The sequence below is a fragment of the Streptomyces sp. NPDC000151 genome, from assembly GCF_040301705.1.
Taxonomy (GTDB): Bacteria; Actinomycetota; Actinomycetes; order Streptomycetales; family Streptomycetaceae; genus Streptomyces.
Window position 1 is genome coordinate 17776 of the sequence record NZ_JBEPFC010000055.1, and the last position, 23868, is coordinate 41643.

The following is a 23868-nucleotide window of genomic DNA, read 5'->3' on the forward strand; positions in this document are numbered from 1 at the left end:
TCAACCCTTCCATACCGGGCGGGGAGCGGCCTCCGGCAGCCCCAGGTGGGAGCGGAGCGTGCTGCCTTCGTACTCCGTACGGAACGCGCCGCGCTCCTGCAGTAGCGGTACGACCCGGTCCACGAACTCGTCCAGGCCGCCGGGGGTGAGATGCGGTACGAGGATGAAGCCGTCGGCCGCGTCGGCGGTCACGAAGGCGTCCATCTCGGCCGCGACCGTCTCCGGGGTGCCGATGAAGGACTGCCGGCCGGTCGCCTCGATGACGGTCTCGCGGAGGGACAGCCCCTTGGCCTCGGAGAGTGCCCGCCAGCGGCCGGCGATCTCCTGGGGGTCGCCGAGCCGGGTCCGGCCCTGGGTGAGCTTGGGGTCGGGCTCGGGGTCGAAGTCGGGGAGCGGGCCGTCGGGGTCGAGGTGGGAGAGGTCCACGCCCCAGATCTGTTCCAGGGTGAGCAGCGCGTTCTGCGGGGAGACCTGCTGGCGGCGGATGTGGTGGGCCTTCTCCTGGGCCTCGGCCGCGGTGTCGCCGAGCACGAAGGTGACGCCCGGCATGATCTTCAGCGAGTCGTGCGTACGCCCGTGTGCGGCGAGCCGGCCCTTGACGTCGGCGTAAAAGGCGCGGCCCGCCTCCAGCGTGCCGTGCCGGGTGAAGATCACGTCGGCGGCGGAGGCGGCGAAGTCTCGGCCCGCGGGCGAGTCCCCGGCCTGGATGACGACGGGGTGCCCCTGGGGGCTGCGCGGGACGGTGAACTCGCCGCGGATGTCGAAGTGCTGCCCGGTGTGCGCGAAGGGCCGCGGCGTCCCGTCCTCGGACCAGGAGTCCCACAGCTCGCGTGCGGTGGCGACGAATTCGGCGGCCCGGGTGTAGCGGTCCGCGTGGTCGAGGTAGCCGCCGCGCCGGAAATTCTCACCCGTGAACGCGTCCGAGGAGGTGACCACATTCCAGGCGGCCCGCCCGTCGCTGAGGTGGTCCAGGGTGGCCAGCCGCCGGGCGAGTTCGTAGGGCTCGTTGAAGGTGGCGTTGACGGTGGCGGCCAGGCCCAGCCGTTCGGTGACCGCGGCCAGCGCGTTCAGTACGGTGAGCGACTCGGGCCTGCCCACCACGTCCAGGTCGTGGATGCGGCCCTTGTGCTCGCGCAGCCGCAGCCCCTCCGCGAGGAAGAAGAAGTCGAAGCGGCCGCGTTCGGCGGTCCTGGCCAGGTGCACGAAGGAGGAGAAGTCGATCTGGGAGCGGGACTTGGGGTCCTGCCAGACGGTTGTGTTGTTCACACCCGGGAAGTGAGCGGCCAGGTGCAGCCGCTTGCGGGGTTCGCTCGTCATCAGGATGCCTCTCCGGTGCGGACGGCGTAACGGCTGGCCGGGCGCGCAAGGCCGAGGTGCTCGCGCAGGGTGGCGCCCGGGTAGGAGCGGCGCAGCAGGCCGCGCCGGCGGAGTACGGGGACCGTGCCGTCGACGAGGCGGGCCAGGTCGCGTGCCGGGTCGGCGGTCCGCAGGTGGAAGCCGTCGGCCGTGTCGGCGGCGTGCCAGTCGGTGAGCAGGTCGGCGAGCCCGGCCGCGTCCCCGGGCGCCGCCAGCTCGACCGGCAGCGAGGCGAGCACCCGCAGATCGTCCGGGTTCCGGCCCGATTCCTCGGCGCGAGCGCGGAGTTCGACGCGGACCGCGAAGGCGGTGTCGGGGTCCTCGGCGCGGACCAGCGCGACGTCGGCGCGGGCCGCCGCGGCCTCCCGGGCCGCGTCCTCGGTGGCGTCGACGGCGATGACGGGCCGGCCCTGCGGGGGCCTGGGCACGATGGAGGGGCCGCGTACGGAGAAGGGCTCGCCGGTGGAGGAGGTGCCGCGGAAGTCGACGTAGTGGAGCTTGCCGCGGTCGATGAACCGGCCGGTGGCGGCGTCCCGGATCTCCGCGTCGTCCTCCCAGCTGTCCCAGAGCCGCCCTGCCACGTCGGCCACGTCGGCGGCCTCCCGCCACAGCGCGTCGGCGGGCGCCGCCGGCCGGCGCCCGAAGAGCGCGGCCTCGGCCCGCGTCCGGGACACCCCGGCCTGCCAGCCGGCCCGGCCGCCGCTGACCCAGTCCAGGGTCTGCACGGCGGTGGCGAGATGGAACGGCTCGGTGTGGGTGGTGGTCACCGTCGGGACCAGCCCGATGCGTTCAGTGTGCGGCGCGACCCGGGCCAGTACGGCGAGGGCGTCCGGGCCCGGCCGGGCGAAGGTGTCGCCGAGCGTGACGAAGTCGAGGGTGCCGCGCTCGGCGAGCCGGGCGAGGCGGACGTAGTGTGCGGCGTCGAAGGGCCCCTGTACATCGGGAGCGTCGAGCGCGACGGCGAGGTGCGGCAGCCGCTGGGGTACGGACATGGGAGTACGCCTTCCGGTGCGGCGGACGGATTCTGGAATGGTCATCGCGCGGTCCTGGGCAGTCCGCGCGGGTTGATCTCCGACTTCCGCACGGCCTCGCTGCGCAGGTTCCAGCGGGCGAGCACCTTCTCGTACGCGCCGTTGTCGATGACGTGCTGGAGGGCCGCGGCATACGCGTCGACCAGGCCGTTGCCCTTCTTCGTGGTGGCCGCGATCTTGCCCTGGACGAGGCGGCCGCCGCCGGAGAACCTGCCGACGATCTCGGTCTGCCCGGTCGTCGCGGCGTGGTACGCGGCGGTCGGGTTCGGGCCGAAGTAGCCGTCGATGCGGCCGGACTGGAGGGCGAGGTAGTAGTCGGAGGGGTTCTTGTAGTAGGCGATGTCGGCGGGCTTGCGGCCCGCCTTCTCGTTCTCCTCGTTCCACTCGACGAGGATCTTCTCCTGGTTGGTGCCGGAGTCGACGGCGATGCGCTTGCCGGCCACGTCCGCCGCGCCGCGCACCTTCCAGTGGCTGCCCTTGCGGGCCTCCAGGCCCAGTTCGTCCAGCCGGTAGGTGGCGAAGTCGTACTTCTCCTTGCGTTCCTCGGTGACCGTGACGTTGGAGAAGACGCCGTCGAGCTTGCCGCTGTCCAGGCCGACGAAGAGGTTCTCCCAGGACAGCGGCTCGAACTGCGGCTTGAGGCCGAGGGTGTCGGCGACGAGGGTGGCGAGGTCGCGCTCGACGCCGATCAGGGTGCGGTCGTCGGTGGCGTAGAAGCCGAGCGGGGGCGCGCTGCCGGTGCTCGCGCCGAGGTGGAGGGTGCCGCGCGCGCGGATGCGGGCGGGCACCAGCGCGGCGCTCTTCGGGTCCTTCGCGACATGGATGCGGTGCTGGTCGGGACTGGTGTTGATCTTCTTCGCGGCGGAGCCGCCCGGCGCCGCACCGGCATCCGCCGTCGAGGCCGTGCCGCTGCCGCAGGCCCCCAGCAGCAGGGACCCGGTGGCGGCGAGGGCGGTGGTCAGGGCGCGGCGGCGGTTCACGGAGGGGCTCCTTCTGAGGGTTGGCATGTCACAGGACCTTGGAGAGGAAGGACTTGGTGCGCTCGTGGCGCGGCGCGTCGAGCACCTGGGAGGGCGGGCCCTGTTCGACGACGCGTCCTTCGTCCATGAAGACGACGGTGTCGGCGACCTCGCGGGCGAAGCCGATCTCGTGGGTGACGACGATCATCGTGGTGCCCTGGTGCGCGAGGTCCTTGATGACGTCGAGGACCTCGCCGACCAGCTCCGGGTCGAGCGCGGACGTCGGCTCGTCGAAGAGGAGCAGCTTCGGTTCCAGGGCGAGGGCGCGGGCGATGGCCACCCGCTGCTGCTGGCCGCCGGAGAGCTGCTTGGGGTAGGCGTCGGCCTTCTCGGCGAGGCCGACCCGTTCGAGCAGCCGGCGGGCGGTGGCCTCGGCGTCCTTCCGGGACCTCTTCAGGGCCGAGACGGGCGCCTCGGTGATGTTCTCCAGCACGGTCAGGTGCGGAAAGAGGTGGAAGTTCTGGAAGACGAAGCCGATGTGCGTGCGCTGCTTGAGGATCTCGCGTTCGCGCAGCTCGTACAGCTTGTCGCCGGAGCGCCGGTAGCCGACCAGGGAGCCGTCCACGCTCACCTGGCCGCTGTCGACCTTCTCCAGGTGGTTGATGGTGCGCAGCAGCGTGGACTTGCCGGAGCCGGAGGGGCCGAGGACGACGGTGACCTCGCCGGTGCGGACCGTCAGGTCGATGCCGCGCAGCACCTCCACCGGGCCGAAGCTCTTGGTCACGGACCTGATGTCGACCATCGCGGTCATCGCGTGGCCCCCTTTGCGAAGTGTCGTTCGATGGCGTGCTGGACGAGGGAGAGGGCGCCGGTGAGCAGGACGTACCAGACGGTGGCGACCATCAGGAGCGGGACGACCCGGCCGTTGCGCCCGTAGATGACCTGGGCCTGGTAGAAGAGTTCGCCGATCGCCATGACGGAGACGATCGAGGTGCCCTTGAAGAGGGAGATGACCTCGTTGGCGGCGTTGGGCAGGATGCCGCGCATGGCCTGCGGCAGGACGATCCGGCGGAGCTGCCGTAGCCGGGGGATGCCGAGCGCGGCGGCGGCCTGGGTCTGGCCGCTGTCCACGGCCAGGACGCCGCCGCGCACGATCTCCGCGGCGTACGCGGCCTGGTGCAGCGCGAGCCCGAGGACGGCCGCGCTCATCGCGCCGACCAGGCCCGCCGTGTCGAAGGAGACGAAGCCGGGGCCGAAGGGGATGCCGACGTCGAGCCTTCTGTAGAGGTAGGCGAGGTTGAACCAGAACAGCAGCTGGACGATGAGCGGGATCGCGCGGAAGATCCAGATGTAGCCGACGGCCACCGCGCGCAGGAAGGGGCTGGCCGACAGCCGCATGAAGGCGAGTACCAGCCCGAGCAGGAAGCCCAGGGCCGTGCCGTAGACGGTGAGCTGGAGGGTGGTGCCGACCGCGCGCAGGATGGTCCCCGCGGTGAAGTACTGCGCGAAGACCGGCCACTCCCAGCCGGGGTTGGTGATCAGCCCGTGGGCGAACTGGGCGAGGAGGACGGCGGTGAGCGCGCAGGCGATCCAGCGTCCCGGGTGGCGTACGGGGACGATCTTCAGCGCGGCTTCCGGCGCGTCCGTACGGGCGCGTCCGGGGGCCTCGCTCAGCGGCGGGTCACTGGTCAGCGGCATAGGAGTCCTTGGGAGTTCGGGCGGCGAGGAAGGCGAGCAGGGTGCGCGCCGTGGCGTCGTTCTGGCGGAAGGAGGGGGCGTTGGTACCGGGGCGGGTGAAGGCGCCGGAGGCGCGCGCGTCGGTGTGCGGGCCGAGCGCGAAGCGGCGCGGGTGGGCCCGGCCGGAACGGTCCAGGACCCGGCCGTCGGCGGCGTCGACGCGCAGCAGCCCGCCGGGCGTGGCGGCGGCGCCGTCGGCGTACAGGTCGCGCAGCAGCGCGTCCCGGCTGTGCGCGACGGACGGTTCGGGGAGCCGGGCCTCCACCAGCGCCCGGGCGGTGACCTCGGCGCCGGGCAGGCTCGCGCTGCGGGCCCGGAAGACCCCGTGCGAGGCGTCGGCGGTGACCGTCGTATCGGCGCCGAGGAACTTCACGACGCCGGCCCGGGAGAGCGCGAGCAGCTGCCGCAGCCGGGGCCCGGGCGGTCCGGAGGCGAGGTAGCTGAAGAAGCCGTGCCACCACGGGCCGCGGTCGCCGATCCGGGTCAGCTGCCCGTAGACGGACAGCAGCGCGAGGAAGACGGCCTGGTCGGGGCTGTGCGCGGGGTCGTGGCGGCGGTCCAGGTCGGCCTGGATGTACGCGCGCAGGCCGTCCTGGAGCGCCGCCTCGCTCGCGAAGCGCACGCCGTCCAGCGGGTGGTCGAGCGCTTCGAGGTCGAGGCGGTCGGCGGGGTCGGGCACGGAGGCGGCGACCAGGGCCTGGAGCGCCGCGCTGCCGTGGTCGGTGGCCGCGTACTTCTCCTCGAAGTCGGTCCAGTGGACGGCCGTGCGCTCCGGGTGGGCGGTGAACAGCCGGTGGTAGTGGGCGAAGCCCAGCTCCTTGGCGATCAGCGGCCACACGTCCCGGGCGAAGTCGGCGCCACCGGGACGGGTGAGCAGCGCGTCCACCTCGGCGGGGCCGAAGAACCGGGGCAGCGGCGGCCGTTCGCCCGTCCAGCCGTACCCGATCTTGGAGTGGTACGGCACGCCGCGCCGCGACCCGACGTGCAGCACCGGCTCCTCGCCCGAGGGCAGGTACGCGAGCTCCCCGTCGGGCCGGGTCAGGTAGCTGCCGCCGCGGCCCTCGGTGAGCAGGATCATCAGGTCGACGAAGGCCAGGCCCATGCCCCGTACCAGCACCGGCTCGCCCGCGCGCAGCCCGGACAGGTCGCTGTCGGCGGTGAAGTCCGGCGGCAGGTAGGTCAGCCGGTGCTCGGCGGCGAAGGCGGCCAGCGCCCGCTGCTCGGGCGGCGGTTCGGCGCCGAGGTGGCCGAGGGTGAGCACGACGAGGTCGGCGACGAGCGGGGTGGGGCTGCCCGCCAGCCAGACCTGCTGGCGGCCCTCGCGCGGGCCCGCGACGCGGACGGCGGGCTGCCGGTGCTCGTGCACGGTGACGCCGGGCGGCAGCTCCGCGACCGTTCGCGCGTACACCCACTCCAGGTAGCCGCTCTGCAGCCGGCGGCCGGCGAAGTCCCGCGGCCCGAGCGCGCCGGCCTCGGCGGCCAGTTCGGGCGCCACCTCGACGGCGCCCTCCCCGGCCTGCCGCGCCCAGGCGGCCAGCGTGGGCCCCGGGCGGACCGGGCCCGCCATCTCCACCGAGTCGTCGGTGAACATCGTGACGTCCTCGGCGGTGGAGTTCATCCACAGCAGCGGGGACTGGTCGTGCCGCCAGATGCGGCCGCCGCCGGGCGGGTGCGGGTCGACGAGGTGGATGTCCAGCGGCCGGTCGCCGTACAGCGCGGCGGCGTTGGCGGCGATCCGCTCCAGCAGACCGGTCCCCCGCGGCCCGGCCCCCACGATCACCAGGGACGGCCTCATCGGGTGCGCTCCGCGCCGCGCCCGTAGTGCCGCTCCAGGTAGTACTGGCCGACGCTGAGCAGCGAGGTCACCAGGACGTACCAGAGGGTGGCGACCAGCAGCAGCGGGATCACCTGGTAGGTGCGGTGGTAGACCAACTGGACGGAGTACAGCAGGTCCTGGACGGCGATGACGCTGACGATCGAGGTGCCCTTGAGGGTGCCGATCAGCATGTTCCCGGCGGGCGGCACGATCGAGCGCATCGCCTGCGGCAGCACGATCCGCAGGCCGCGGCGCCACCGGCTCAGGCCGAGGGACTGCGCGGCCTCCAGCTGGCCGCGGTCGACGGAGAGGATGCCGCCGCGCACGACCTCGGCGGCGTAGGCGGCCTCGTGCAGGGTGAGGCCGATGAGGGCGACGGTGAGCGGACCGAAGAGGTTCACGGTCCTGATGCCGAGGATGTGCGGGTACAGCGCTCCGATGTTGAACCAGAACAGCAGCTGCACCAGGATCGGCATCGACCGGAACAGCCAGACGTAGCCCCAGGCGACGCTTCTGAGCACGGGGTTGGCGGACAGCCGCATCGCGGCGAGCAGCGTGCCGAGCGCGAAGCCGAGCACCATGACCAGCGCGGTGAGCCACAGCGTGAGGCCGAGGCCGCGCAGCACGGCGGTGGTGAGGAAGTACCCGGCGACCACGTCCCACTGGAACGCGTCGTTGCGGACGACGGAGGTGGCGGCGAGCGCGAGCAGGGCCAGGACGAGGGCTGCGGCGGCCCATTGGCCGGTGCGGCGGCGCGGGACGATGCGGGGCGCGGGGGCCGGCTCCGGGCCGGGCGGTAGCGCGGCGGGCGGGTCGAGGGTGCCGGAAACCGGCTGTACGGAAGGCATGCGAAGGCTCCGTGGATGCAGTGATCGAACACGGGTGGTACGCCTTCACACAGGCGGAGAAACGGTCGCGCCCCTCAGCACGGCCGGTCCTTGAGGCTATGGCGGGGGTACCGCGCCCTGTCAAGCCTGTCCACACTGTGAGAATCGGGTCTCAGAGGCAGTTGACGCGCAAACGGATGCCTGCTCCACTTGGCGGCATGTACTCATGGCAGCGGCTGGTCACACGCGACCACATCGACTTCGGTCGAGTGTGGTCGTCGTCCTGTTGAGCTGACCCCCTGCCTCCTGCCCGCCGCCCCGTCCGGCCGGGCCGTTTCGCGGTTCTGATCACCTCTCCCTGATCCGCCGCGCCTTCACACACCCTCCGCGCCTCCCTCGGCGCACCCTCCCCTCGCTCTTCCCGTTCCTTCGGCCTGCTCGAAGAAGGGCGCAGCCCATGCGCTTTGGCGTCATGACATTGATCGACAACGTCCCGGACGCGGTGTCCGGACGGCTCCTCACACCCCGCCAACGACTCCAGGAGGTCATCGAACTCGCCGTACTAGCCGAGGAGTTGGGCTACGACGCGTTCGGCGTCGGGGAACGGCACGGCCCGCCGTTCCTCTCCAGCTCCCCGTCCGCGGTCCTGGGCGCGATCGCCGCCCGCACCCACCGCATCCGGCTCTTCACCACCGTCACCGTCCTGTCCACCCTGGACCCGGTCCGGGTCGCCGAGGAGTACGCCACCGTCGACCAGCTCTCCGGCGGCCGCCTGGAGCTGATGACCGGCAAGGGCAACGCCCCCGAGCCCTGGCAGCTGTTCGGCCGCGACCCGGCGGACCAGTACGACCTCCAGGAGGAGAACTACGAGCTGCTGCGCCGGCTGTGGAGCGAGGAGAAGGTGACCTGGTCGGGCCGGTTCCGTCCACCCCTTGAGAACGCCACCACGCTCCCCCGGCCGTACCGGCGGCCGCCCACCATCTGGCACGGCAGCGCCACCAGCGAGCGCTCCGCCGACCTCGCCGCCCTGTGGGGCGACCCGCTGTTCACCGCCAACGTCATCCAGCCGGTCGCCGACTACGCCCGGCTGATCGACCACTACCGGCAACGCTGGGCGGAGTACGGGCACGACCCGTCGGCCGCGCTGGTCGGCGCGGGCGGCACGCTCTACGTCGCCCCCGACGACCACACCGCGCGCCGCGAGTTCGCGCCGTACTACGAAGCGGCGGTCGCGGCCCGGAACGTGCCCGGCAACAACACCCCGTTCCGCGACTACCCCGACGCCGCCGCCCACGGGCCGCTGCTGGCCGGCTCGCCGGACCGGGTCATCGACAAGATCCTCCAGCAGCACGCGGCGTACGGGCACGCGGTGCAGTTCTTCGGCGTGGAGAGCGCCGGACTGCCGTTCGCGCGCAAGGCCGAGGTGCTGCGGCTGGCCGCCGAACAGGTGCTGCCGGTGCTCCGCAAGGAGGCGCCCGACCCGCTCCCGTGGGACCGCGCATGACCGGCCCGGCACCACGCCTCGTCGACCTGACGGTGCGTCACACCACGGTCACCGACCCGCTGGCCCGCCCGCTGCTCGCCGAGCTGACGCACGAATACAGCACCCGTTACGAGAAACCGGTCGATCTGGACCGGGAGTATCCGCCCGAGGAGTTCGCCGCGCCCGGCGGCGCGTTCCTGCTGCTCCTGGAGGGCGGCCGGCCGGTGGCCGGCGGCGCGTACCGGCGGTACGACGCCACCACCGCCGAACTCAAGCGCATCTGGACCGACTCGGCGCACCGCCGCCGGGGACTGGCCCGGCAGGTGCTGCGCGTACTGGAGGCCGACGCGGCGAGCCGCGGGTACGTCCGGCTGTACCTGACCACCGGGCCCCGGCAGCCGGAGGCCAAGGGCCTGTACCTGGCGGCCGGTTACCGCCCGCTCTTCGACCTGACGGCCGACCCGGAGACGATCGGCCCGCTGCCGTTCGAGAAGGACCTGCCGGCCGCCCACCACCTGGAGAACCCGACCCCATGAACCCCCGCAGAGTCCGCGCCGCCACCACCCTGCTCGCCACCGCCGCCCTCGCCCTGACCGCCTGCGCCGCCCCGGACGGCGGCGGAACGAAGGCGTCGGCGGGCGGCTCGCAGGCGAAGATCCCCACCACCGATGTCACCGCGGACGTACGAAAGGACCCGGCCGCCGCGAAGCTGCTGCCCGCGGCGGTGCGCAAGCGCGGCGCGCTCACCATCGCCACCAGCGTCGGCACGCCGCCCGGCGCGGCCTACCTGCCGGACGGGAAGACCGTGGCCGGCCAGGACATCGACTTCGCCGACGCCGCGGCGAAGGTCCTCGGGCTGCGCCTCAAGCGCGAGGTGGCGAGCTTTGAAGCGATCCTGCCCGCGCTCGGGAGCGGCAAGTACGACCTGGGAACGGGCAATTTCGGCGTCACGAAGGAGCGCCGGCAGACGGTCGACTTCGTCACGTACATCAACGACGGCCAGGGTTTCGCGGTCCGCGACGACAGCCCGCTGAAGAAGGTCACCGACCTGACCCAGCTGTGCGGCCGGACGGTGGCGACCTCGGCGGGCACGACCTTCGAGGCGACGCTGGAGGCGAACCGCCCGAAGTGCGCACGGGCGGGCAAGAAGCCGTACGAGGTCAAGACCTATGCCGAGCAGGGCGCGCTGTGGATCTCCCTGCAGCAGGGCCGCAGCGATGTCGTCATGAGCACCATCAACGGGCTGCGCTACGCGGTGCGGCAGCAGAAGGGGCTGCGCTTCCTCAACGAGTACCAGCGGCTCGACGTGGGTTTCGCCTTCAAGAAGGGCAGCGCCCTCACGCCTGCTTTCCGGGCCGCGGTGAACCGGCTGCAGAAGGACGGCACGTACGACCGCATCCTGAAGAAATGGGGCACGAGCAGTTCGGCGATCGGCGCCTCCCGGATCAACCCGCCGGCGAAGGGATGACGCACGCCGACTGACCGGTCAACACGCATATGCCCTGGTCCCCTCCTTACGGACCCATTCTTTCCGGTATCTTCCACTCTGTCCTGCCGGAGGGGGCCAAGGGAGCACGCACACCGGGTGACACCCTTCGCACAGTCAGTTCGCGGTCGTCGCCTTGAAGCTGACGCTGTGCCATCCTCATTGCACCAGATGTGTCACGAACCCCCCATGCGGCGGCTATCCACTTGGCACATCATCCGCGTCATGGCCGACCATAGAGGGGCGGACAGCACACCGCGGGAGAGAGGAGGCGTCCATGGGATCGGTGCGCAAGGCGAGTGCGTGGCTTGGCCTCGTCGACGACAACGATGACGAGCGTTACTACGACGACGACTACGCCGAGGGGTCCGAGGCCGAACAGACGGGCGGCAACTCCTGGGTGACCGACCCCCGCGTGCGGGTGGCCGACCAGACCGCGCAGCAGCAGGGCACCCGGATCGCCACGATCACGCCGGACGGCTTCCGGGACGCCCGCGGGATCGGCGAGCTCTTCCGTTCCGGTGTGCCGGTGATCGTGAACCTCACGGCCATGGAGTCCACCGACGCCAAGCGCGTCGTCGACTTCGCCGCGGGGCTGACCTTCGGGCTGCGCGGCTCCATCGAGCGCGTGGCGACCCGGGTCTTCCTCCTCACGCCGCCCGACTACCGGATCGTCAGCGGCGGCGAGGCCGCGGGCCGCGGCCGCCAGGGCGGATTCTTCAACCAGAGTTAGGAGCTTTCTTGCGGACCGGCCGGTGCCGGTCCGCAGGAAAGCGCCGGCCCGTCACCGGAAGGCGTCGAGCCCCGTGAGCGCCTTGCCCAGCACCAGCTGGTGCATTTCCACGGTGCCCTCGTAGGTGAGCACCGATTCCAGATTCGTCGCGTGCCGCATGACGGGGTACTCCAGCGAGATCCCGTTCGCGCCCAGGATCGTGCGCGACGTACGGCAGATCTCGATCGCCTCCCGCACGTTGTTGAGCTTGCCGAAGCTGACCTGCTCGGGGCGGAGCCTCCCCGCGTCCAGCCGGCGCCCGAGGTGGTGCGCGAGCAGGACGCCCTTGTGCAGCTCGACCGCCATGTCGGCGAGCTTGGCCTGGGTGAGCTGGAAGCCGCCGATCGGCTTGCCGAACTGCTCGCGGGTCTTCGCGTACTCCAGCGCCGCCTCGAAGCTGGCGCGGGCCGCGCCCATCGCGCCCCAGACGATGCCGTACCGGGCGTGGCTGAGGCAGCTGAGCGGCCCGCGCAGCCCGGTGACCTCGGGGAGTACGGCGTCGGCGGGCAGCCGTACGTCGTCCAGGACCAGCTCGCTGGTGACCGAGGCGCGCAGCGACCACTTGTGCTTGATCTCGGGTGCGGAGAAGCCGGGGGTGTCGGTGGGCACGACGAAGCCGCGGACGCCGTCGTCGGTGCGGGCCCAGACCACCGCGACGCCGGCCACCGAGCCGTTGGTGATCCACATCTTGCGGCCGTTGAGCACCCAGTCCGAGCCGTCGCGCTTGGCGTACGTGCGCATCCCGGCCGGGTCGGAGCCGTGATCGGGCTCGGTCAGGCCGAAGCAGCCGATGACCTCGCCCGCGGCCATCCTCGGCAGCCACTGCTGCTTCTGCTCCTCGGAGCCGAACTTCCAGATCGCGTACATGGCGAGCGAGCCCTGCACGGAGACCAGCGAGCGGATGCCGGAGTCGGCGGCCTCCAGCTCCAGACAGGCCAGGCCGTACTGGACGGCGGAGGCGCCTGCACAGCCGTAGCCGGTGAGCGACATGCCGAGCGCGCCGATGGAGCCGAGCTCGCGGGCCAGCTCGCGGATGCCGGGCAGCTCGCCGTCCTCGTACCACTGGGCGACGTGCGGCAGCACGCGGTCCTCGGACCACTGCCGGACGGTGGCGCGGACGGCCTTGTCCTCGTCGGAGAGCAGGTCGTCGATGCCCAGCGGGTCGGCCGGGTCGAAGGGCGGCAGGGTGGATGCGGACATGACGAGGTGCCTCCTGCGGCTGCGCGAAAACTAGCAGTGGTAGTTATTGCTCACGGCAGACGGTACGACGCGCGCGGGCGCGCCACAAGAGGGCCCGCGACGGGGCCCGCAACAAGAAGGAGAGCGGCGCTCAGCGACCGGAGGCGGCGGGCGCCGGCTCGGCGTCGTGGCCCGGGCCCGGCGCCTCCCCGTCGGTGCGTTCCGCCGCGTCGGCCACCCGCCGCGGCAGCCGCAGCGCGATCGCCGCGCCGACCAGCAGCAGCACCGCGCTGGCGACGAGCGTGACGTGCAGGCCGTGCACGAAGGAGGCGCGGGCCGCCTCGCGCAGCGCGTGCCGCGCGTGCCGGCCCAGGCCGCCGGCCACCTGGTACGCCTCGCCGAGCGAGTGCCCGGCGGCGTGGCTCGCGCGGTGCGGCACACCGGCGACGCGGTGCAGGCCCGGCGCGTAGACGGCGTTCATGACGCTGCCGAGCACGGCCACGCCGATGCCCGCGCCGAGCTGGTAGGAGGTCTCGCCGATGGCCGCCGCGCCCCCGGACGCCTCGGCGGGCGCCTCGCTGAGCATCGATTCGTACGCGCCGAAGAGCGTGGACTGGAAGCCGAAGCCGAGCAGGACGAAGCCGGCGGACAGCTGCACGAGGTGGTCCTGGGTACCCATCGTGGTCAGGCACAGCACCGCGACGGCGGTGAGCACGAAGCCCCCCGAGACCATCACGCGCGGGCCGAGCACCTGCAGCATCCGCGAGCCGGTGAGCCCGGCCGCCATCGCGGCGAAGACCAGCGGCAGCATCCGCAGCCCGGTCTCCAGCGGGCTCATGCCGAGCACGAGCTGCAAGTACTGCACGGCTATGAGCTGCAGTCCGACCAGCGCCAGCATCGCCAGCACGATGCAGCCGACGGACGTGCCGAAGGCCGGGCGGGCGAAGAGCCGCATGTCGATCAGCGGGTGCTCACGGCGCCGCTGCCGGTGCACGAAGAAGGCCAGCAGCAGCGCTCCGACCAGCATCGGACACAGCGTCGTCCAGCCCAGGACGTGCGCGCCGCTGCCGATCCGCTTCACGCCCAGTACCAGCCCGAGCACGCCGAGCGCCGCGACGACCGCGCCGAGCACGTCCCAGGGGCCGTTCCGCTCGCCCCGGGACTCCGGCAGCAGCCAGCGGCCGACCAGCAGCATGACGGCCATCATCGGGATGTTGATGAGGAAGACCGAGCCCCACCAGAAGTTCTCCACGAGGAAGCCGCCGAGCACCGGGCCGACGGCCGCGCCGACGGCGGCGACCGCGCTCCACACGCCGATGGCCACGGCCCGCTCCCGCCGGTCGGGGAAGACCTGGCGCAGGATCGACAGCGTCGCGGGCATGATCATCGCGCCGCCGACGCCCAGCAGGGCCCGGGCCACGATGAGGATCTGCGGGTTGGGCGCCAGCGCGGCGCCGGCCGAGGCGATCGCGAAGAGTCCGTAACCGAAGAGCAGTATCCGGCGTCTGCCGACCCGGTCGCCCAGCGTCCCGAACAGGATCAGCAGGGACGCCGCGATGAGCGGGTAGACGTCGACCACCCAGAGCAGTTCGACCGGGCCCGGTCGCAGGTCTTCGGTGACGGCCGGCACGGCGACGTAGAGGATCGTCGTGTCGAGGGCGACGAACAGCAGGCTGACGCAGAGCACGATCAGCACGGTCCAGCGGTTCGCGCCGCCGCCGCGATGCCGGGTGATACCAGTCGCCCGCTTCTTGACGGACGCGGTTGTCCCGGACATGTACGCACCTCCTGTCGAGCACTCGCAGCCGCGCAGAGGGCACGACGAACACCCCGGGGGACCGGCGGCACGGGCGAGTTGTGACGAAAGCCTACGCGAGTCGCCGGGCAGGACACATGGCTCACCTCACGATGAGATGCTCATCGCAAGGGCCGGTGGTTCTCATACCCACTGGACAGGGCACTCGCTACCCTTCGCCGCCGACTCCTTCGGGGGACCTCCGCACCCCCTCCGTGAGGTGCCGGCGCGACCCCCGTGCCCGCCCCGATCCCGCCATCGTGCCACCGCGGTCCCCGACCACCTGGATAATCGGATCGATGACCGATCTCGCTTTCTCCGCCACCGCGGGTCCGGCTGCGGCAGGCAGAGGTGCCGGGGCCGCGCTGCGCCGTGCCGTGCCCGCCCTGGCGGCGTACGCGGCGATCCGCCTGCTGGGCCTCGCGGTCCTCGCCGCCTGGTCGGCGGCGTCCGGCAAGGACTGGCAGACCCTCCTCTCGGCCCGCTGGGACTCGCTCTGGTACGCCCGCGTCGCCGAGCACGGCTACGGCTACGCCGTCCAGCTGCCCGGCGGCGAGGTGCACTCCAATCTCGCCTTCTTCCCGCTGCTGCCCTGGCTGGAGCGGGGCCTCTCGGCGCTGCTGCCGCTGTCGGCGGCCGGCGCCGGGCTGCTGGTGAGCGCGGCCGCCTCGGTGGCTGCCGCCTGGGCGCTGTACGCGACGGGCGAGCGGCTGCACGGCCCGCGGGCCGGGGTGACGCTGGCCGCGCTGTGGGCGGCGGTCCCGATAGGCATCGTGCAGTCGATGGCGTACTCGGAGGCGCTCTTCACCGCGCTCGCGGCCTGGGCGCTGTACGCGGTACTGACCGGCCGGTGGCTGTGGGCCGGCGCGCTGACGTCGCTGGCCGGGCTGACCCGGCCGGTGGGCGCCGCGGTCGTCGCGGCCGTATGGGCAGCGGCAGCGCTGCACCTGTGGCGCGAGCGGTCGCGCGAGGGCCGGGTCATCTGGCGGCGGCACGGCCGGCTGCTCGCCGGGGCGGTGCTCGCCCCGCTCGGCTGGTGCGGCTTCTTCCTGTGGGTGGGCGCCCGCGAGGGCGGCCTCACCGGCTACCTCGACGTCCAGGCCGGCTGGGACAACGGCTTCGACGGCGGCCTCGCCTTCGCCGCCTTCACCTGGCACCTGCTGACGGGGCCCGCCTTCCCGGCTGGGCTCGCGCTGGTGGCCGGGGTCGCGGCGGTCATCTGGCTGTATGTGCTCGGCGTGCGGCAGGGGCGGCCGGTGCCACTGCTGGTCTACGGCGGCCTGGTACTGGCGCTGGCGCTGACCGCCAAGGGCTACTTCGGGTCCAAGCCGCGGCTGATGCTGCCGGCGTACCCGCTGCTGCTGCCGCCGGCCGTCGCGCTGGCCCGGTGGCGCCCCCGGTACGCCGCGGCGGTCCTGGGCGTCCTCGCGGTGGGCTCGGCGGTGTACGGCGCGTTCTGGCTGAACGGCTCGGGCCCGCCGTGACCGCGGCGGCCCGGCGAACGCGCCGTGACGTCCCGGGAAATGCGCGATAAACACGGCCGGGGAAAATGCATTCAGCCCGTTGAGCGGGCAGCCGCACGGATGCCCCGGGGGCGAAAGAGCGATTTACTGAATTCTCTTGGCAGGGCCCTGGCGAATGGCTTGTTTGAGACGCATTCCACATCACATCGTCATTACAAAGCGGACGGTTTGACCAAGCGCCTACATCACACGCGGTAACGTCGATTGAGTGCGTACCGATGAGAAGCCCGACCAGAGGGAAGGGCACCCGAGCGAGCGCGCCCGGCCGTATATGACGCGAACACGCCACTGGCTGTTCGGCGGCACCGTGGCGGTCTATGCGGCGATCGTGCTCGGCGTGCTGACGACTTCCTGGCTGGTCACCCTCGACTGGCAGGTCATGCTGTTCAGGCCGTACAAGCAATGGCCGGACATCCACGCCTTCCTCGACTACTTCGTGGTGCTGGGCCAGCGCGGCCCCACCGCGGTCGCGGTGGCCGCATGGCTGATCTGGCGCTGCTGGCGGCAGAAGAACCTCCACCCGATGCTGGTGCTGGGCGTCGCCCTGCTGATGCTCAACGTCACCGTGGGTGCCGCGAAGATCGGCATGGGCCGGCTCGGGCCGCACTACGCGACCACCATCGGGGCCAACGAGATGTGGCTCGGCGGCGATATATTTCCGTCGGGGCACACCTCGAACGCCGTGGTCACCTGGGGTGTCCTGGCGTATCTGGCGACCACCCCGCTGCGCCGCAGGATCCTTTCGGTCTTCGCCGCGCTCGGCGCCCTCGGCGTCGGCATGACCACCGTCTACCTCGGCACCCACTGGGTCAGCGACGTGCTGCTGGGCTGGGCCGCCGGCCTCCTGGTGCTGCTCGCGCTCCCCTGGTGCGAGCCGGGCATGGCCTGGGCCGAGGCCCGTCTGATGGCGGTTCTCTGGCGGCTGCGGGACCGGCTGGGCGGCGTGGCACGGCCCCTCCCGGTACCGGCGAGCCCGGCGGGCGTCACCGCCGGCGTCTCCCGCCAGCGGGCGGTCGCCGAGGACGGTGTCCTGGTCCGCGAGCCGGCGGTGGCCGGCGGCGGACGCCAGGGCCGGTCCCCGGAGGCCTGGCCGCACCACCCCTCGCGCCCGCACACGACCCGCTCGGAGCGCACCCCGGTCACCCCCTCGGGCAGCCGAAGACCGCCGCACGCGGACCGTGCCCCGCGCACCGCACCGGTCACCACGACCGTCCGCGGCCGCTCGCAGGGCAGCTGACACGGCAGACGTGCGGGACGGTACGCACACCCCCGCACACCACGGCCCCGGCGGCTCCGTTCAGGAGCCGGCCGGGGCCGTCGTCGTACGGGGACGCGCGGGCCGCTCAGCCCTTCCAGGACTTGCTCACCGTGCCGTCCTGCACCTCGAAGTTCAGCCGGCCCGCCAGGTACTCCATGGTGATGATCGCGCCGGGCGGCAGCGACCTGACGGTGCTCCAGCCGCGCGCGCGGGCCTGTTCCTCGGCCTGCTGCCGCTCCAGACCGACATAGGTCTCGAGGTCGTCGTCCGGGTCTTTCGGAAGGTTCGGTACTGGCGCCATGGCGCCACCGTATGCCTCCCCCGCGGCACACGGAAGGGCCTTCCTGACACGCCGGAGTGTTCCCGGGGTCCGGCATTGGTCACACTTCTGTCACAGCCCGTCGGGACCGGTTTACCGCCACTTCCGTCACCCGAACGACCCGCCCCGGTATCACTTCGGCAACGGAAAAATCCGGCCCGATTTCCCGCCGATCGGTTTCCGCGAACTCACCCGCACAACTCCTGTGGTGCTCCGGAAATCAATCATCCGACGGCCTCGGATTCCCCTTACCCGATACGCGATATCGGGCGTCCCGTAATCCGCCGACGACGCACACTCCGCTCACATTTCCCGCACATCACGCGGGGGCCGGGACAGGCCGACGCCCCCTCGCGCGAAGGCCGTTGGGGCGCGCATCATGGGGCGAGCTCCAGTACGTCCCGCCGTCATGGCGAGCCCGAGAGATGCCCTGGTACGTCCTGATCGACGAACGAGGTGGCGCGGATGGGAACAGTGGCACAGGAGGCGGGCGCCGGGCCGGTCGCGGCCCGCCGCCCCGGCAAGGTCCTGGTGGACTGGCTGACGACGACGGACCACAAGAAGATCGGCCATCTCTACCTGATCACGTCGTTCGGCTTCTTCCTCTTCGGCGGGGTGCTGGCGCTGCTGATGCGCGCCGAGCTGGCCCGGCCCGGGATGCAGCTGCTCACGAACGAGGAGTTCAACCAGGCGTTCACCCTGCACGGCACGATCATGCTGCTGCTGTTCGCCACCCCGGCCTTCGCGGGCTTCGCCAACGAGATCATGCCGCTGCAGATCGGCGCGCCCGACGTGGCGTTCCCCCGGCTGAACATGCTCTCGTACTGGTTCTTCCTCTTCGGCGGCCTGATCGTGGTGGGCTCGCTGCTCACCCCGACCGGCGGCGCGGCCTTCGGCTGGACCGCGTACGCGCCGCTGAACTCCATGGTCCGCTCCCCCGGCATCGGGCACGACCTGTGGATCATGGGTCTGGCGCTGTCCGGCTTCGGCACGATCCTGGGCGCGGTGAACTTCCTGACCACGATCATCGGGATGCGGGCGCCGGGCATGACGATGTTCCGGATGCCGATCTTCACCTGGAACGTGCTCTTCACCTCGATCCTCGTCCTGGTCGCCTTCCCCGTGCTCGCCGCTTCGCTGCTGGTGCTGGAGGCGGACCGGCGGTTCGGCTCGGTGGTCTTCGAGGCGCAGTGGGGCGGACCGCTGCTGTGGCAGCACCTCTTCTGGTTCTTCGGCCATCCCGAGGTCTACATCATCGCGCTGCCGTTCTTCGGCATCGTCACCGAGATCATCCCGGTCTTCTCGCGGAAGCCGATCTTCGGGTACATGATGCTGATCGCCGCGACCATGGTGATCACCGCGCTGTCCCTGATGGTCTGGGCGCACCACATGTTCGCCACCGGGGCCGTGCTGCTGCCGTTCTTCTCGTTCATGTCCTTCCTGATCGCGGTGCCGACGGGCGTGAAGTTCTTCAACTGGATCGGCACGATGTGGCACGGCTCGCTGTCCTTCGAGACGCCGATGCTGTGGTCGGTCGGCTTCCTGGTGAGCTTCCTGTTCGGCGGCCTGACCGGGGTGATCCTGGCGTCGCCGCCGCTGGACTTCCACGTCACCGACAGCTACTTCGTGGTGGCCCACTTCCACTACGTCGTCTTCGGCACGGTGGTCTTCGCGACGTTCGCGGGCTTCTACTTCTGGTGGCCCAAGTTCACGGGAAGGCTGCTCGACGAGCGGCTGGGGAAGATCCACTTCTGGACGCTGTTCGTCGGCTTCCACACCACCTTCCTCGTCCAGCACTGGCTGGGCGTGGCGGGGATGCCGCGCCGGTACGCCGACTACCTCGCGGCCGACGGCTTCACCGCCCTCAACACCGTCTCCTCGATCGGCGCCTTCCTGCTGGGCATCTCCACCCTGCCGTTCCTCTACAACGTCTGGAGGACGGCCAAGTACGCGCCGAAGGTGGGCGTGGACGACCCGTGGGGCTACGGCCGCTCCCTGGAGTGGGCCACCTCCTCGCCCCCGCCGCGGCACAACTTCCTCACCCTGCCCCGAATCCGCTCCGAGTCCCCGGCCTTCGACCTGCACCACCCGGCGACAGCGCGCAGCGAACTGACGGAGGAGGACGCGCGGTTCAGGCCGACGCCCGGGACAACCGGTCCCTGATCTCCCGTATGTACGTAAGGAGTTCGAGCGGCTCGCGGACCTCGAAGTCGAAGCCGGTCATCATCAGCAGCACGACCAGCGCGTCCGGGTTCGCCGCGCCGGTCCGCAGCAGGCAAGTGCGGTCGTCCACCGCCTCCAGGGTCCCGGCCATGGGCGAGATGCGCTGCGCGGCCTCCGCCAGCGGCACGTGCAGCAGGACGGTCGCGGACACCGCGTACACGGCTCTGGAGACGCCGTCGGAGACGTAGGCCGCCAGGTCCTCGGCGGGCGGCGTGCGGGGCGCCACGCGCGGCCCGTGCGGCGGTGTGGGAGTGATCCGGTCGGCGCGGAAGGTGCGCCAGTCCGCGCGCCCGGTGTCCCAGGCGACGAGGTACCAGCGGCGCTGGGCGCTGACCAGGCGGTGCGGTTCGACGGTGCGGCGGCTGACCGTGCCGTCGTGCGTGGCGTACTCGAAGCGCAGCTGCTGACTGTCCCGGCAGGCGGCGGCCAGTTCGGTGAGCACGGCGGCGTCCACGCGGGGCCCCGCGCCGCTCACCAGGGGGACGGTGAAGTCGTTCAGGGTGCTGACGCGGCGCCGCAGCCGGGCCGGGAGCACCTGCTCCAGCTTGGCCAGCGCGCGCACGGAGGTCTCCTCGATGCCCGCGACGCCGCCGGCCGCCGCGGTGCGCAGCCCGATCGCGACCGCCACGGCCTCCTCGTCGTCCAGCAGCAGCGGCGGGAGCTCGGCGCCCGCACCCAGTTGATAGCCCCCGGCGGTGCCGGGGGCCGAGTGCACGGGATAGCCGAGCTCCCGCAGCCGTTCGATGTCACGCCGTACGGTGCGCGGCGTCACGCCCAGCCGGCCGGCCAGGTCGGCGCCGGACCATTCACGGTGGGCCTGCAGCAGTGAGAGCAGGCGGAGCAGGCGTGCCGAGGTCTCCAACATGCGCCAGAGTCTGGCACCCGTTGCGGACAGCCATGGTCCGGAACGGCGGCTCCGCCCGCGCCGCCGTTAAAGAGGATTCGCGCCGCTACCAGCGGTACCAGCGCGCCCGGCCGCCTCCTGTGCCGGTGCTGCGGAACAGGAAGCCCAGCAGCCATACGACGAGCACCGCCACCGCGATCCACCACAGCGCCTTGAGCGCGAAGCCGGCACCGAAGAGGATCAGCGCGAGCAACAGGACCAACAGGACAGGAACCATAATCTGCACCTCCGCAATCCGGGTGCCCCTTTTGTCGCGGGTCAATCCGGGGTGTGGGAGGCAGGAGGACGCGGCGCGTCCCCCGGTGGCTCAGGACGGGTCCTGCGGCCCCACCACCTTGACCGACAGGTCGTTGTCGACCGTGAAGTACGGGCCGACGCGGACCTGCGCGCCGGGCGCGCCGATCGGCATCGCCGGGTAGGTGAAGATCTGCTTCTTCTCCGGTACGTCGTCCAGGATGCGGGAGATCCGCACCGGCTCGGCGACCTCGCCGGTCCGCACCCACAGGTCCCACCGCTCGGTGCCCGCCCGCCACTGCTCGGCCAGCGGGCCGTGCGGCAGGACGAAGGCGAAGTCCGGCCCGTCGCCCCGCAGCGGGATCGTGACCGTGTGCCCGTCCTCCCGGGCGCGCGCCTCGGCGGCCGCGCCGGGCTCCAGCGCGGCGCCGTAGAGCCGCCCCTGGACGGTGATGCCGTCGGGCGCCACGATGATCTCGCCGGACTCCGCGTGCGGGCCGCGCAGCCAGCTGCGCAGGGCGAGATTGCCGTACTTGGTCGCGTACGGGATCCGGACGCCGAGCCGGCCGATGGCGGCCAGCGGGCGCCGGTCGACCAGCGACCGCATGTCGTTGATGCCGGGCAGCAGGCGCTGCGGATCACCGGCGTCGCCGAGGTCGGCGTAGACGTTCCAGCGGCCCTCGGGCAGCGCGACCGTACTGGGCAGCACGGCCCGCAGCCGGCCCGCGCCGTTCGGCCCGAGCGGCAGCCGGATCTCGTCGGCCGGGGTCTCGCCGCCGCGCAGCCGGAGCACCAGTGCGGCGCTCCAGACCGTGCCGGTCTCCTCGCCGGCCACCTCGGGAACGGCGATGTCGAAGGTCAGGCCGCCCGCGGAGTCCGCGATGCAGTCGGCGTGCAGGGCGGTACGCGCCGGCTGCCGGGTGCTGGACCCGGTGCCGGCGGCGGGCAGTTGCGTCGACGCGCTCATGCCGTCCGCACTCCTCTCAGTGCGGCGTGCGCCGCGTCCTTGGTGGCGTAGGCGCCGCTCAACAGAGCTCCTCTGGTGCGGTGGACGGTGGCGCGCAGCGCGCCCCGCCCGCCGCCGGTGGTCAGGTCGCCGAAGAGCGATTCGTACCGTCCCGCGATCCGTCCGGGATCGAAGCGGGCGGAGGCCACCAGGGCGGCCCGACCCATGCGCCGCCGGCGCTCGTCGTCGTTGATCAGCTCCAGCAGCGCGGCAGCGACGGCGTCCTTCTTGCCGACCGGGACCAGTCGGCCGTCCACGCCGTCGTCGATGATCTCGCCGGGACCGTGCGGGCAGTCGGTGGAGACCACCGGCAGTCCGCACCGCATCGCCTCCACAATCGTCATCCCGAAGGACTCCAGGCTGGAAGTGACGGCCGCGATGGAGCCCTTCGCCCACTCCGGGTCCAGCGGGTTCGCCGGGCCCATCAGATAGACGTGGTTGTACAGCCCCAGCTCGTCGATCAGGGCGCGCAGGGACGCTTTCTCGACACCGCCGCCGTAGATCCGCAGCCGCCAGTCCGGGCGCTGCTCGACGACCGTGGCGAAGGCCCGGATCAGCAGGTCGTACCGTTTCCCCTTGGCCAGCCGACCGGCCGCGACGACCCATTTGCCGGTGCCGTCGGCGGGCCGGATGCCGGGCTCGGGCACGCTGTTGGGCACCGCTTCGATGCGTACGCCGGGCAGCCGCAGCCGCTTGCGGTAGGACCGGGCGTCCGCCTCGGTCACCGTGGTCAGCGCGTCCAGCCGCGGGTAGACCCCGCGCAGCTGCCGGACGAGCGCCCTGCCGTGCGTATCGAGGGTGAGGTGCTCCTGCCCGACGCGTGCCACGCCGCGCCGGGCCTGCCGGGCGAGGTGGACGTTCAGCCCGGGCCGGGTCCCCACCACGACATCGGCCTCCAGGGACCGCAGGTGGGCGGCGATCCGCCGGTCGGTCAGCTCGCTGTACTGCCGGAAGCGGCCCTCGGCCGACGGGAAGACCCGGGCCTCGCGCAGGAAGGCGGGGTCCTCCCCGTCGTAGTCGGGGCTGTCCTTGCGAAGGTCCACCAGATGCCGCAGCCTGACCCGCGCACCGGGCTCGAAGACCGGCACGTCACGATGGCGGAAGACAGACACGATCTCGACGTCGTGCTGCTCCGACAGCGTACGGGCGAGGTTGTACGTCGTCCGGATCGTGCCGCCGATGCCGTATGCGTTGTGAATCAGGAATGAGATGTGCATCCGTCCCCGTATCCCATGGTTTTCGCGCGAACGTGGTCTGCCGTCCGCCTACCAAACGGTTAGACCGAGGTTGGAGGTTTCGGGTTGGGTCCTTTCGCCATTTTGTTCCGGAAACGTGAGCGTATTGGTAGCCACGATCGGGAACCCCGGGGCGATGTTCCGCATCAGGGAGTGAAGAGGGGGCCCGCCGCGGGGCCCTGACCGCCCGTCGCGGGTACCCCGGCCCGCAGCCCGTAACGCTGGGCGCAAGCCGGCCAGGCGCCCCAGCCCTGCTCGTCCAGCACCCGCTCGGCGACCTTGATCTGCTCCTCGCGGGTGGCCAGGTCCGGCCGCGGCGCGAAGGCCAGGCCGCCGGCCGCCTCCCACGTCGACTGCGTGAACTGCAGCCCGCCGTACATGCCGTTGCCGGTACGGGCGTGCCAGTCGCCGCCGCTCTCGCACTGGGCCAGGCAGCCCCACGGCCAGTCGTCGTGGGAGCAGTTCGCCGCGCCGAGGACGCTCCGCGTCACCGTGCCCAGCGCTCCCGTCAGCCCGCCGGCGGCCCGGGGCTCCGGAGCGCCGTCGGCGGCCGCGCCGACCCCCGCGCTCCCCGCCAGCAGGGCCGCCAGTACCGCGAGCGTGAGGGCCGGCCTGCGGGCGGCATGGACAACGGTGCGCGCGTGGCGCTCCGTACGGGGCGGCCGCGGACGGGCCGCCGCACCAAGGCGCGGGAAGAAATCCGACAGTTCGAGCACCGCCGCAGG

General features: G+C 72.1%; 22 protein-coding genes. 7 read left to right on the forward strand and 15 right to left on the reverse strand.

What is annotated here, in order from left to right; translation table 11 throughout:
- Genes ABT381_RS17550 through ABT381_RS17580 form a run of 7 tightly spaced genes read right to left on the reverse strand, consistent with a single transcriptional unit; the run spans position 1 to position 7747 of the window.
- On the reverse strand, positions 1-1317 hold the full coding sequence (locus ABT381_RS17550) for an NtaA/DmoA family FMN-dependent monooxygenase (protein ID WP_351594516.1): 1317 nt from the start codon (positions 1315-1317) through the stop codon (positions 1-3).
- Entirely contained in the window at positions 1317-2348 is a 1032-nt protein-coding gene (locus ABT381_RS17555; protein WP_351594519.1) for an LLM class flavin-dependent oxidoreductase, read from the reverse strand. Before ABT381_RS17555 ends, ABT381_RS17550 begins: the two co-directional genes overlap by 1 nt.
- Before the next feature lie 41 nt (positions 2349-2389).
- Positions 2390-3394: an ABC transporter substrate-binding protein gene (locus ABT381_RS17560; protein ID WP_467754496.1), complete on the reverse strand. Its 1005-nt coding sequence runs from the start codon at positions 3392-3394 to the stop codon at positions 2390-2392.
- Between the two features lies 1 nt (position 3395).
- Complete coding sequence (locus tag ABT381_RS17565) at positions 3396-4157, reverse strand: amino acid ABC transporter ATP-binding protein (protein WP_351594525.1); 762 nt, start codon at positions 4155-4157, stop codon at positions 3396-3398.
- Complete coding sequence (locus ABT381_RS17570) at positions 4154-5044, reverse strand: amino acid ABC transporter permease (RefSeq protein WP_351594528.1); 891 nt, start codon at positions 5042-5044, stop codon at positions 4154-4156. Before ABT381_RS17570 ends, ABT381_RS17565 begins: the two co-directional genes overlap by 4 nt.
- Complete coding sequence (locus ABT381_RS17575) at positions 5028-6878, reverse strand: FAD/NAD(P)-binding protein (RefSeq protein WP_351594531.1); 1851 nt, start codon at positions 6876-6878, stop codon at positions 5028-5030. Before ABT381_RS17575 ends, ABT381_RS17570 begins: the two co-directional genes overlap by 17 nt.
- Positions 6875-7747: an amino acid ABC transporter permease gene (locus tag ABT381_RS17580; RefSeq protein ID WP_351594534.1), complete on the reverse strand. Its 873-nt coding sequence runs from the start codon at positions 7745-7747 to the stop codon at positions 6875-6877. The genes ABT381_RS17575 and ABT381_RS17580 overlap by 4 nt, the downstream gene beginning before the upstream one ends.
- A gap of 436 nt (positions 7748-8183) precedes the next feature.
- On the opposite strand from ABT381_RS17580, the gene ABT381_RS17585 reads away from it, so the two are divergent.
- The 4 genes from ABT381_RS17585 (at position 8184) to ABT381_RS17600 (ending at position 11428) form a co-directional block, all read left to right on the forward strand.
- Entirely contained in the window at positions 8184-9230 is a 1047-nt protein-coding gene (locus ABT381_RS17585) for an LLM class flavin-dependent oxidoreductase (RefSeq protein ID WP_351594537.1), read from the forward strand.
- Positions 9227-9745: a GNAT family N-acetyltransferase gene (locus ABT381_RS17590; protein WP_351594540.1), complete on the forward strand. Its 519-nt coding sequence runs from the start codon at positions 9227-9229 to the stop codon at positions 9743-9745. Before ABT381_RS17585 ends, ABT381_RS17590 begins: the two co-directional genes overlap by 4 nt.
- Entirely contained in the window at positions 9742-10677 is a 936-nt protein-coding gene (locus tag ABT381_RS17595) for an ABC transporter substrate-binding protein (RefSeq protein ID WP_351594543.1), read from the forward strand. Before ABT381_RS17590 ends, ABT381_RS17595 begins: the two co-directional genes overlap by 4 nt.
- 295 nt (positions 10678-10972) lie before the next feature.
- Positions 10973-11428 carry a cell division protein SepF gene (locus ABT381_RS17600; protein ID WP_351594545.1) on the forward strand — a complete coding sequence of 152 codons (456 nt, stop codon included), beginning with the start codon at positions 10973-10975 and terminating at the stop codon, positions 11426-11428.
- Positions 11429-11479: 51 nt separating this feature from the next.
- Here the strand turns inward: ABT381_RS17600 and ABT381_RS17605 are convergent, their stop codons facing one another.
- Together ABT381_RS17605 and ABT381_RS17610 are read right to left on the reverse strand one after the other, a co-directional pair.
- Positions 11480-12667 (reverse strand): acyl-CoA dehydrogenase family protein, encoded by a 1188-nt coding sequence (locus ABT381_RS17605; protein WP_351594548.1) that lies wholly within the window; start codon positions 12665-12667, stop codon positions 11480-11482.
- A 130-nt stretch (positions 12668-12797) separates the two neighbouring features.
- Positions 12798-14423, reverse strand: coding sequence for an MFS transporter (locus ABT381_RS17610; RefSeq protein WP_351594551.1), 1626 nt, complete (start codon positions 14421-14423; stop codon positions 12798-12800).
- A 317-nt stretch (positions 14424-14740) separates the two neighbouring features.
- On the opposite strand from ABT381_RS17610, the gene ABT381_RS17615 reads away from it, so the two are divergent.
- Both ABT381_RS17615 and ABT381_RS17620 read left to right on the forward strand, forming a co-directional pair.
- Entirely contained in the window at positions 14741-15925 is a 1185-nt protein-coding gene (locus ABT381_RS17615; RefSeq protein ID WP_351594554.1) for a glycosyltransferase family 39 protein, read from the forward strand.
- Positions 15926-16172: 247 nt separating this feature from the next.
- Positions 16173-17201 carry a phosphatase PAP2 family protein gene (locus ABT381_RS17620; RefSeq protein ID WP_351594556.1) on the forward strand — a complete coding sequence of 343 codons (1029 nt, stop codon included), beginning with the start codon at positions 16173-16175 and terminating at the stop codon, positions 17199-17201.
- A gap of 106 nt (positions 17202-17307) precedes the next feature.
- Here the strand turns inward: ABT381_RS17620 and ABT381_RS17625 are convergent, their stop codons facing one another.
- A complete protein-coding gene (locus ABT381_RS17625) occupies positions 17308-17523 on the reverse strand; it encodes an I78 family peptidase inhibitor (protein ID WP_351594559.1) in 216 nt (71 codons plus the stop codon).
- A gap of 483 nt (positions 17524-18006) precedes the next feature.
- On the opposite strand from ABT381_RS17625, the gene ctaD reads away from it, so the two are divergent.
- A complete protein-coding gene (gene ctaD, locus ABT381_RS17630) occupies positions 18007-19704 on the forward strand; it encodes an aa3-type cytochrome oxidase subunit I (protein WP_351594562.1) in 1698 nt (565 codons plus the stop codon).
- Here ctaD and ABT381_RS17635 read toward each other — a convergent pair.
- From ABT381_RS17635 to ABT381_RS17655, 5 genes are all read right to left on the reverse strand, one after another.
- The gene (locus ABT381_RS17635) at positions 19673-20629 is read right to left on the reverse strand and encodes a helix-turn-helix transcriptional regulator (protein ID WP_351594565.1); all 957 of its coding nucleotides are present in this window, start codon (positions 20627-20629) and stop codon (positions 19673-19675) included. The genes ctaD and ABT381_RS17635 overlap by 32 nt on opposite strands.
- An 85-nt stretch (positions 20630-20714) precedes the next feature.
- Positions 20715-20885 (reverse strand): hypothetical protein, encoded by a 171-nt coding sequence (locus ABT381_RS17640; RefSeq protein ID WP_030624574.1) that lies wholly within the window; start codon positions 20883-20885, stop codon positions 20715-20717.
- A 90-nt stretch (positions 20886-20975) separates the two neighbouring features.
- Positions 20976-21869, reverse strand: coding sequence for a hypothetical protein (locus ABT381_RS17645; protein ID WP_351594568.1), 894 nt, complete (start codon positions 21867-21869; stop codon positions 20976-20978).
- Complete coding sequence (locus tag ABT381_RS17650; RefSeq protein WP_351594571.1) at positions 21866-23125, reverse strand: glycosyltransferase family 4 protein; 1260 nt, start codon at positions 23123-23125, stop codon at positions 21866-21868. Before ABT381_RS17650 ends, ABT381_RS17645 begins: the two co-directional genes overlap by 4 nt.
- Positions 23126-23289: 164 nt before the next feature.
- Complete coding sequence (locus tag ABT381_RS17655; protein ID WP_351594573.1) at positions 23290-23859, reverse strand: transglycosylase family protein; 570 nt, start codon at positions 23857-23859, stop codon at positions 23290-23292.
- Positions 23860-23868 lie beyond the last annotated feature (9 nt).

Coding starts and splice junctions, on each gene's coding strand:
- ABT381_RS17550 (WP_351594516.1), bottom strand. CDS start 1,317: ATGACGAGCGAACCCCGCAAGCGGCTGCACCTGGCCGCTCACTTCCCG.
- ABT381_RS17555 (WP_351594519.1), bottom strand. CDS start 2,348: ATGTCCGTACCCCAGCGGCTGCCGCACCTCGCCGTCGCGCTCGACGCT.
- ABT381_RS17560 (WP_467754496.1), bottom strand. CDS start 3,394: ATGCCAACCCTCAGAAGGAGCCCCTCCGTGAACCGCCGCCGCGCCCTG.
- ABT381_RS17565 (WP_351594525.1), bottom strand. CDS start 4,157: ATGACCGCGATGGTCGACATCAGGTCCGTGACCAAGAGCTTCGGCCCG.
- ABT381_RS17570 (WP_351594528.1), bottom strand. CDS start 5,044: ATGCCGCTGACCAGTGACCCGCCGCTGAGCGAGGCCCCCGGACGCGCC.
- ABT381_RS17575 (WP_351594531.1), bottom strand. CDS start 6,878: ATGAGGCCGTCCCTGGTGATCGTGGGGGCCGGGCCGCGGGGGACCGGT.
- ABT381_RS17580 (WP_351594534.1), bottom strand. CDS start 7,747: ATGCCTTCCGTACAGCCGGTTTCCGGCACCCTCGACCCGCCCGCCGCG.
- ABT381_RS17585 (WP_351594537.1), top strand. CDS start 8,184: ATGCGCTTTGGCGTCATGACATTGATCGACAACGTCCCGGACGCGGTG.
- ABT381_RS17590 (WP_351594540.1), top strand. CDS start 9,227: ATGACCGGCCCGGCACCACGCCTCGTCGACCTGACGGTGCGTCACACC.
- ABT381_RS17595 (WP_351594543.1), top strand. CDS start 9,742: ATGAACCCCCGCAGAGTCCGCGCCGCCACCACCCTGCTCGCCACCGCC.
- ABT381_RS17600 (WP_351594545.1), top strand. CDS start 10,973: ATGGGATCGGTGCGCAAGGCGAGTGCGTGGCTTGGCCTCGTCGACGAC.
- ABT381_RS17605 (WP_351594548.1), bottom strand. CDS start 12,667: ATGTCCGCATCCACCCTGCCGCCCTTCGACCCGGCCGACCCGCTGGGC.
- ABT381_RS17610 (WP_351594551.1), bottom strand. CDS start 14,423: ATGTCCGGGACAACCGCGTCCGTCAAGAAGCGGGCGACTGGTATCACC.
- ABT381_RS17615 (WP_351594554.1), top strand. CDS start 14,741: ATGACCGATCTCGCTTTCTCCGCCACCGCGGGTCCGGCTGCGGCAGGC.
- ABT381_RS17625 (WP_351594559.1), bottom strand. CDS start 17,523: ATGGCGCCAGTACCGAACCTTCCGAAAGACCCGGACGACGACCTCGAG.
- ctaD (WP_351594562.1), top strand. CDS start 18,007: ATGGGAACAGTGGCACAGGAGGCGGGCGCCGGGCCGGTCGCGGCCCGC.
- ABT381_RS17635 (WP_351594565.1), bottom strand. CDS start 20,629: ATGTTGGAGACCTCGGCACGCCTGCTCCGCCTGCTCTCACTGCTGCAG.
- ABT381_RS17640 (WP_030624574.1), bottom strand. CDS start 20,885: ATGGTTCCTGTCCTGTTGGTCCTGTTGCTCGCGCTGATCCTCTTCGGT.
- ABT381_RS17645 (WP_351594568.1), bottom strand. CDS start 21,869: ATGAGCGCGTCGACGCAACTGCCCGCCGCCGGCACCGGGTCCAGCACC.
- ABT381_RS17650 (WP_351594571.1), bottom strand. CDS start 23,125: ATGCACATCTCATTCCTGATTCACAACGCATACGGCATCGGCGGCACG.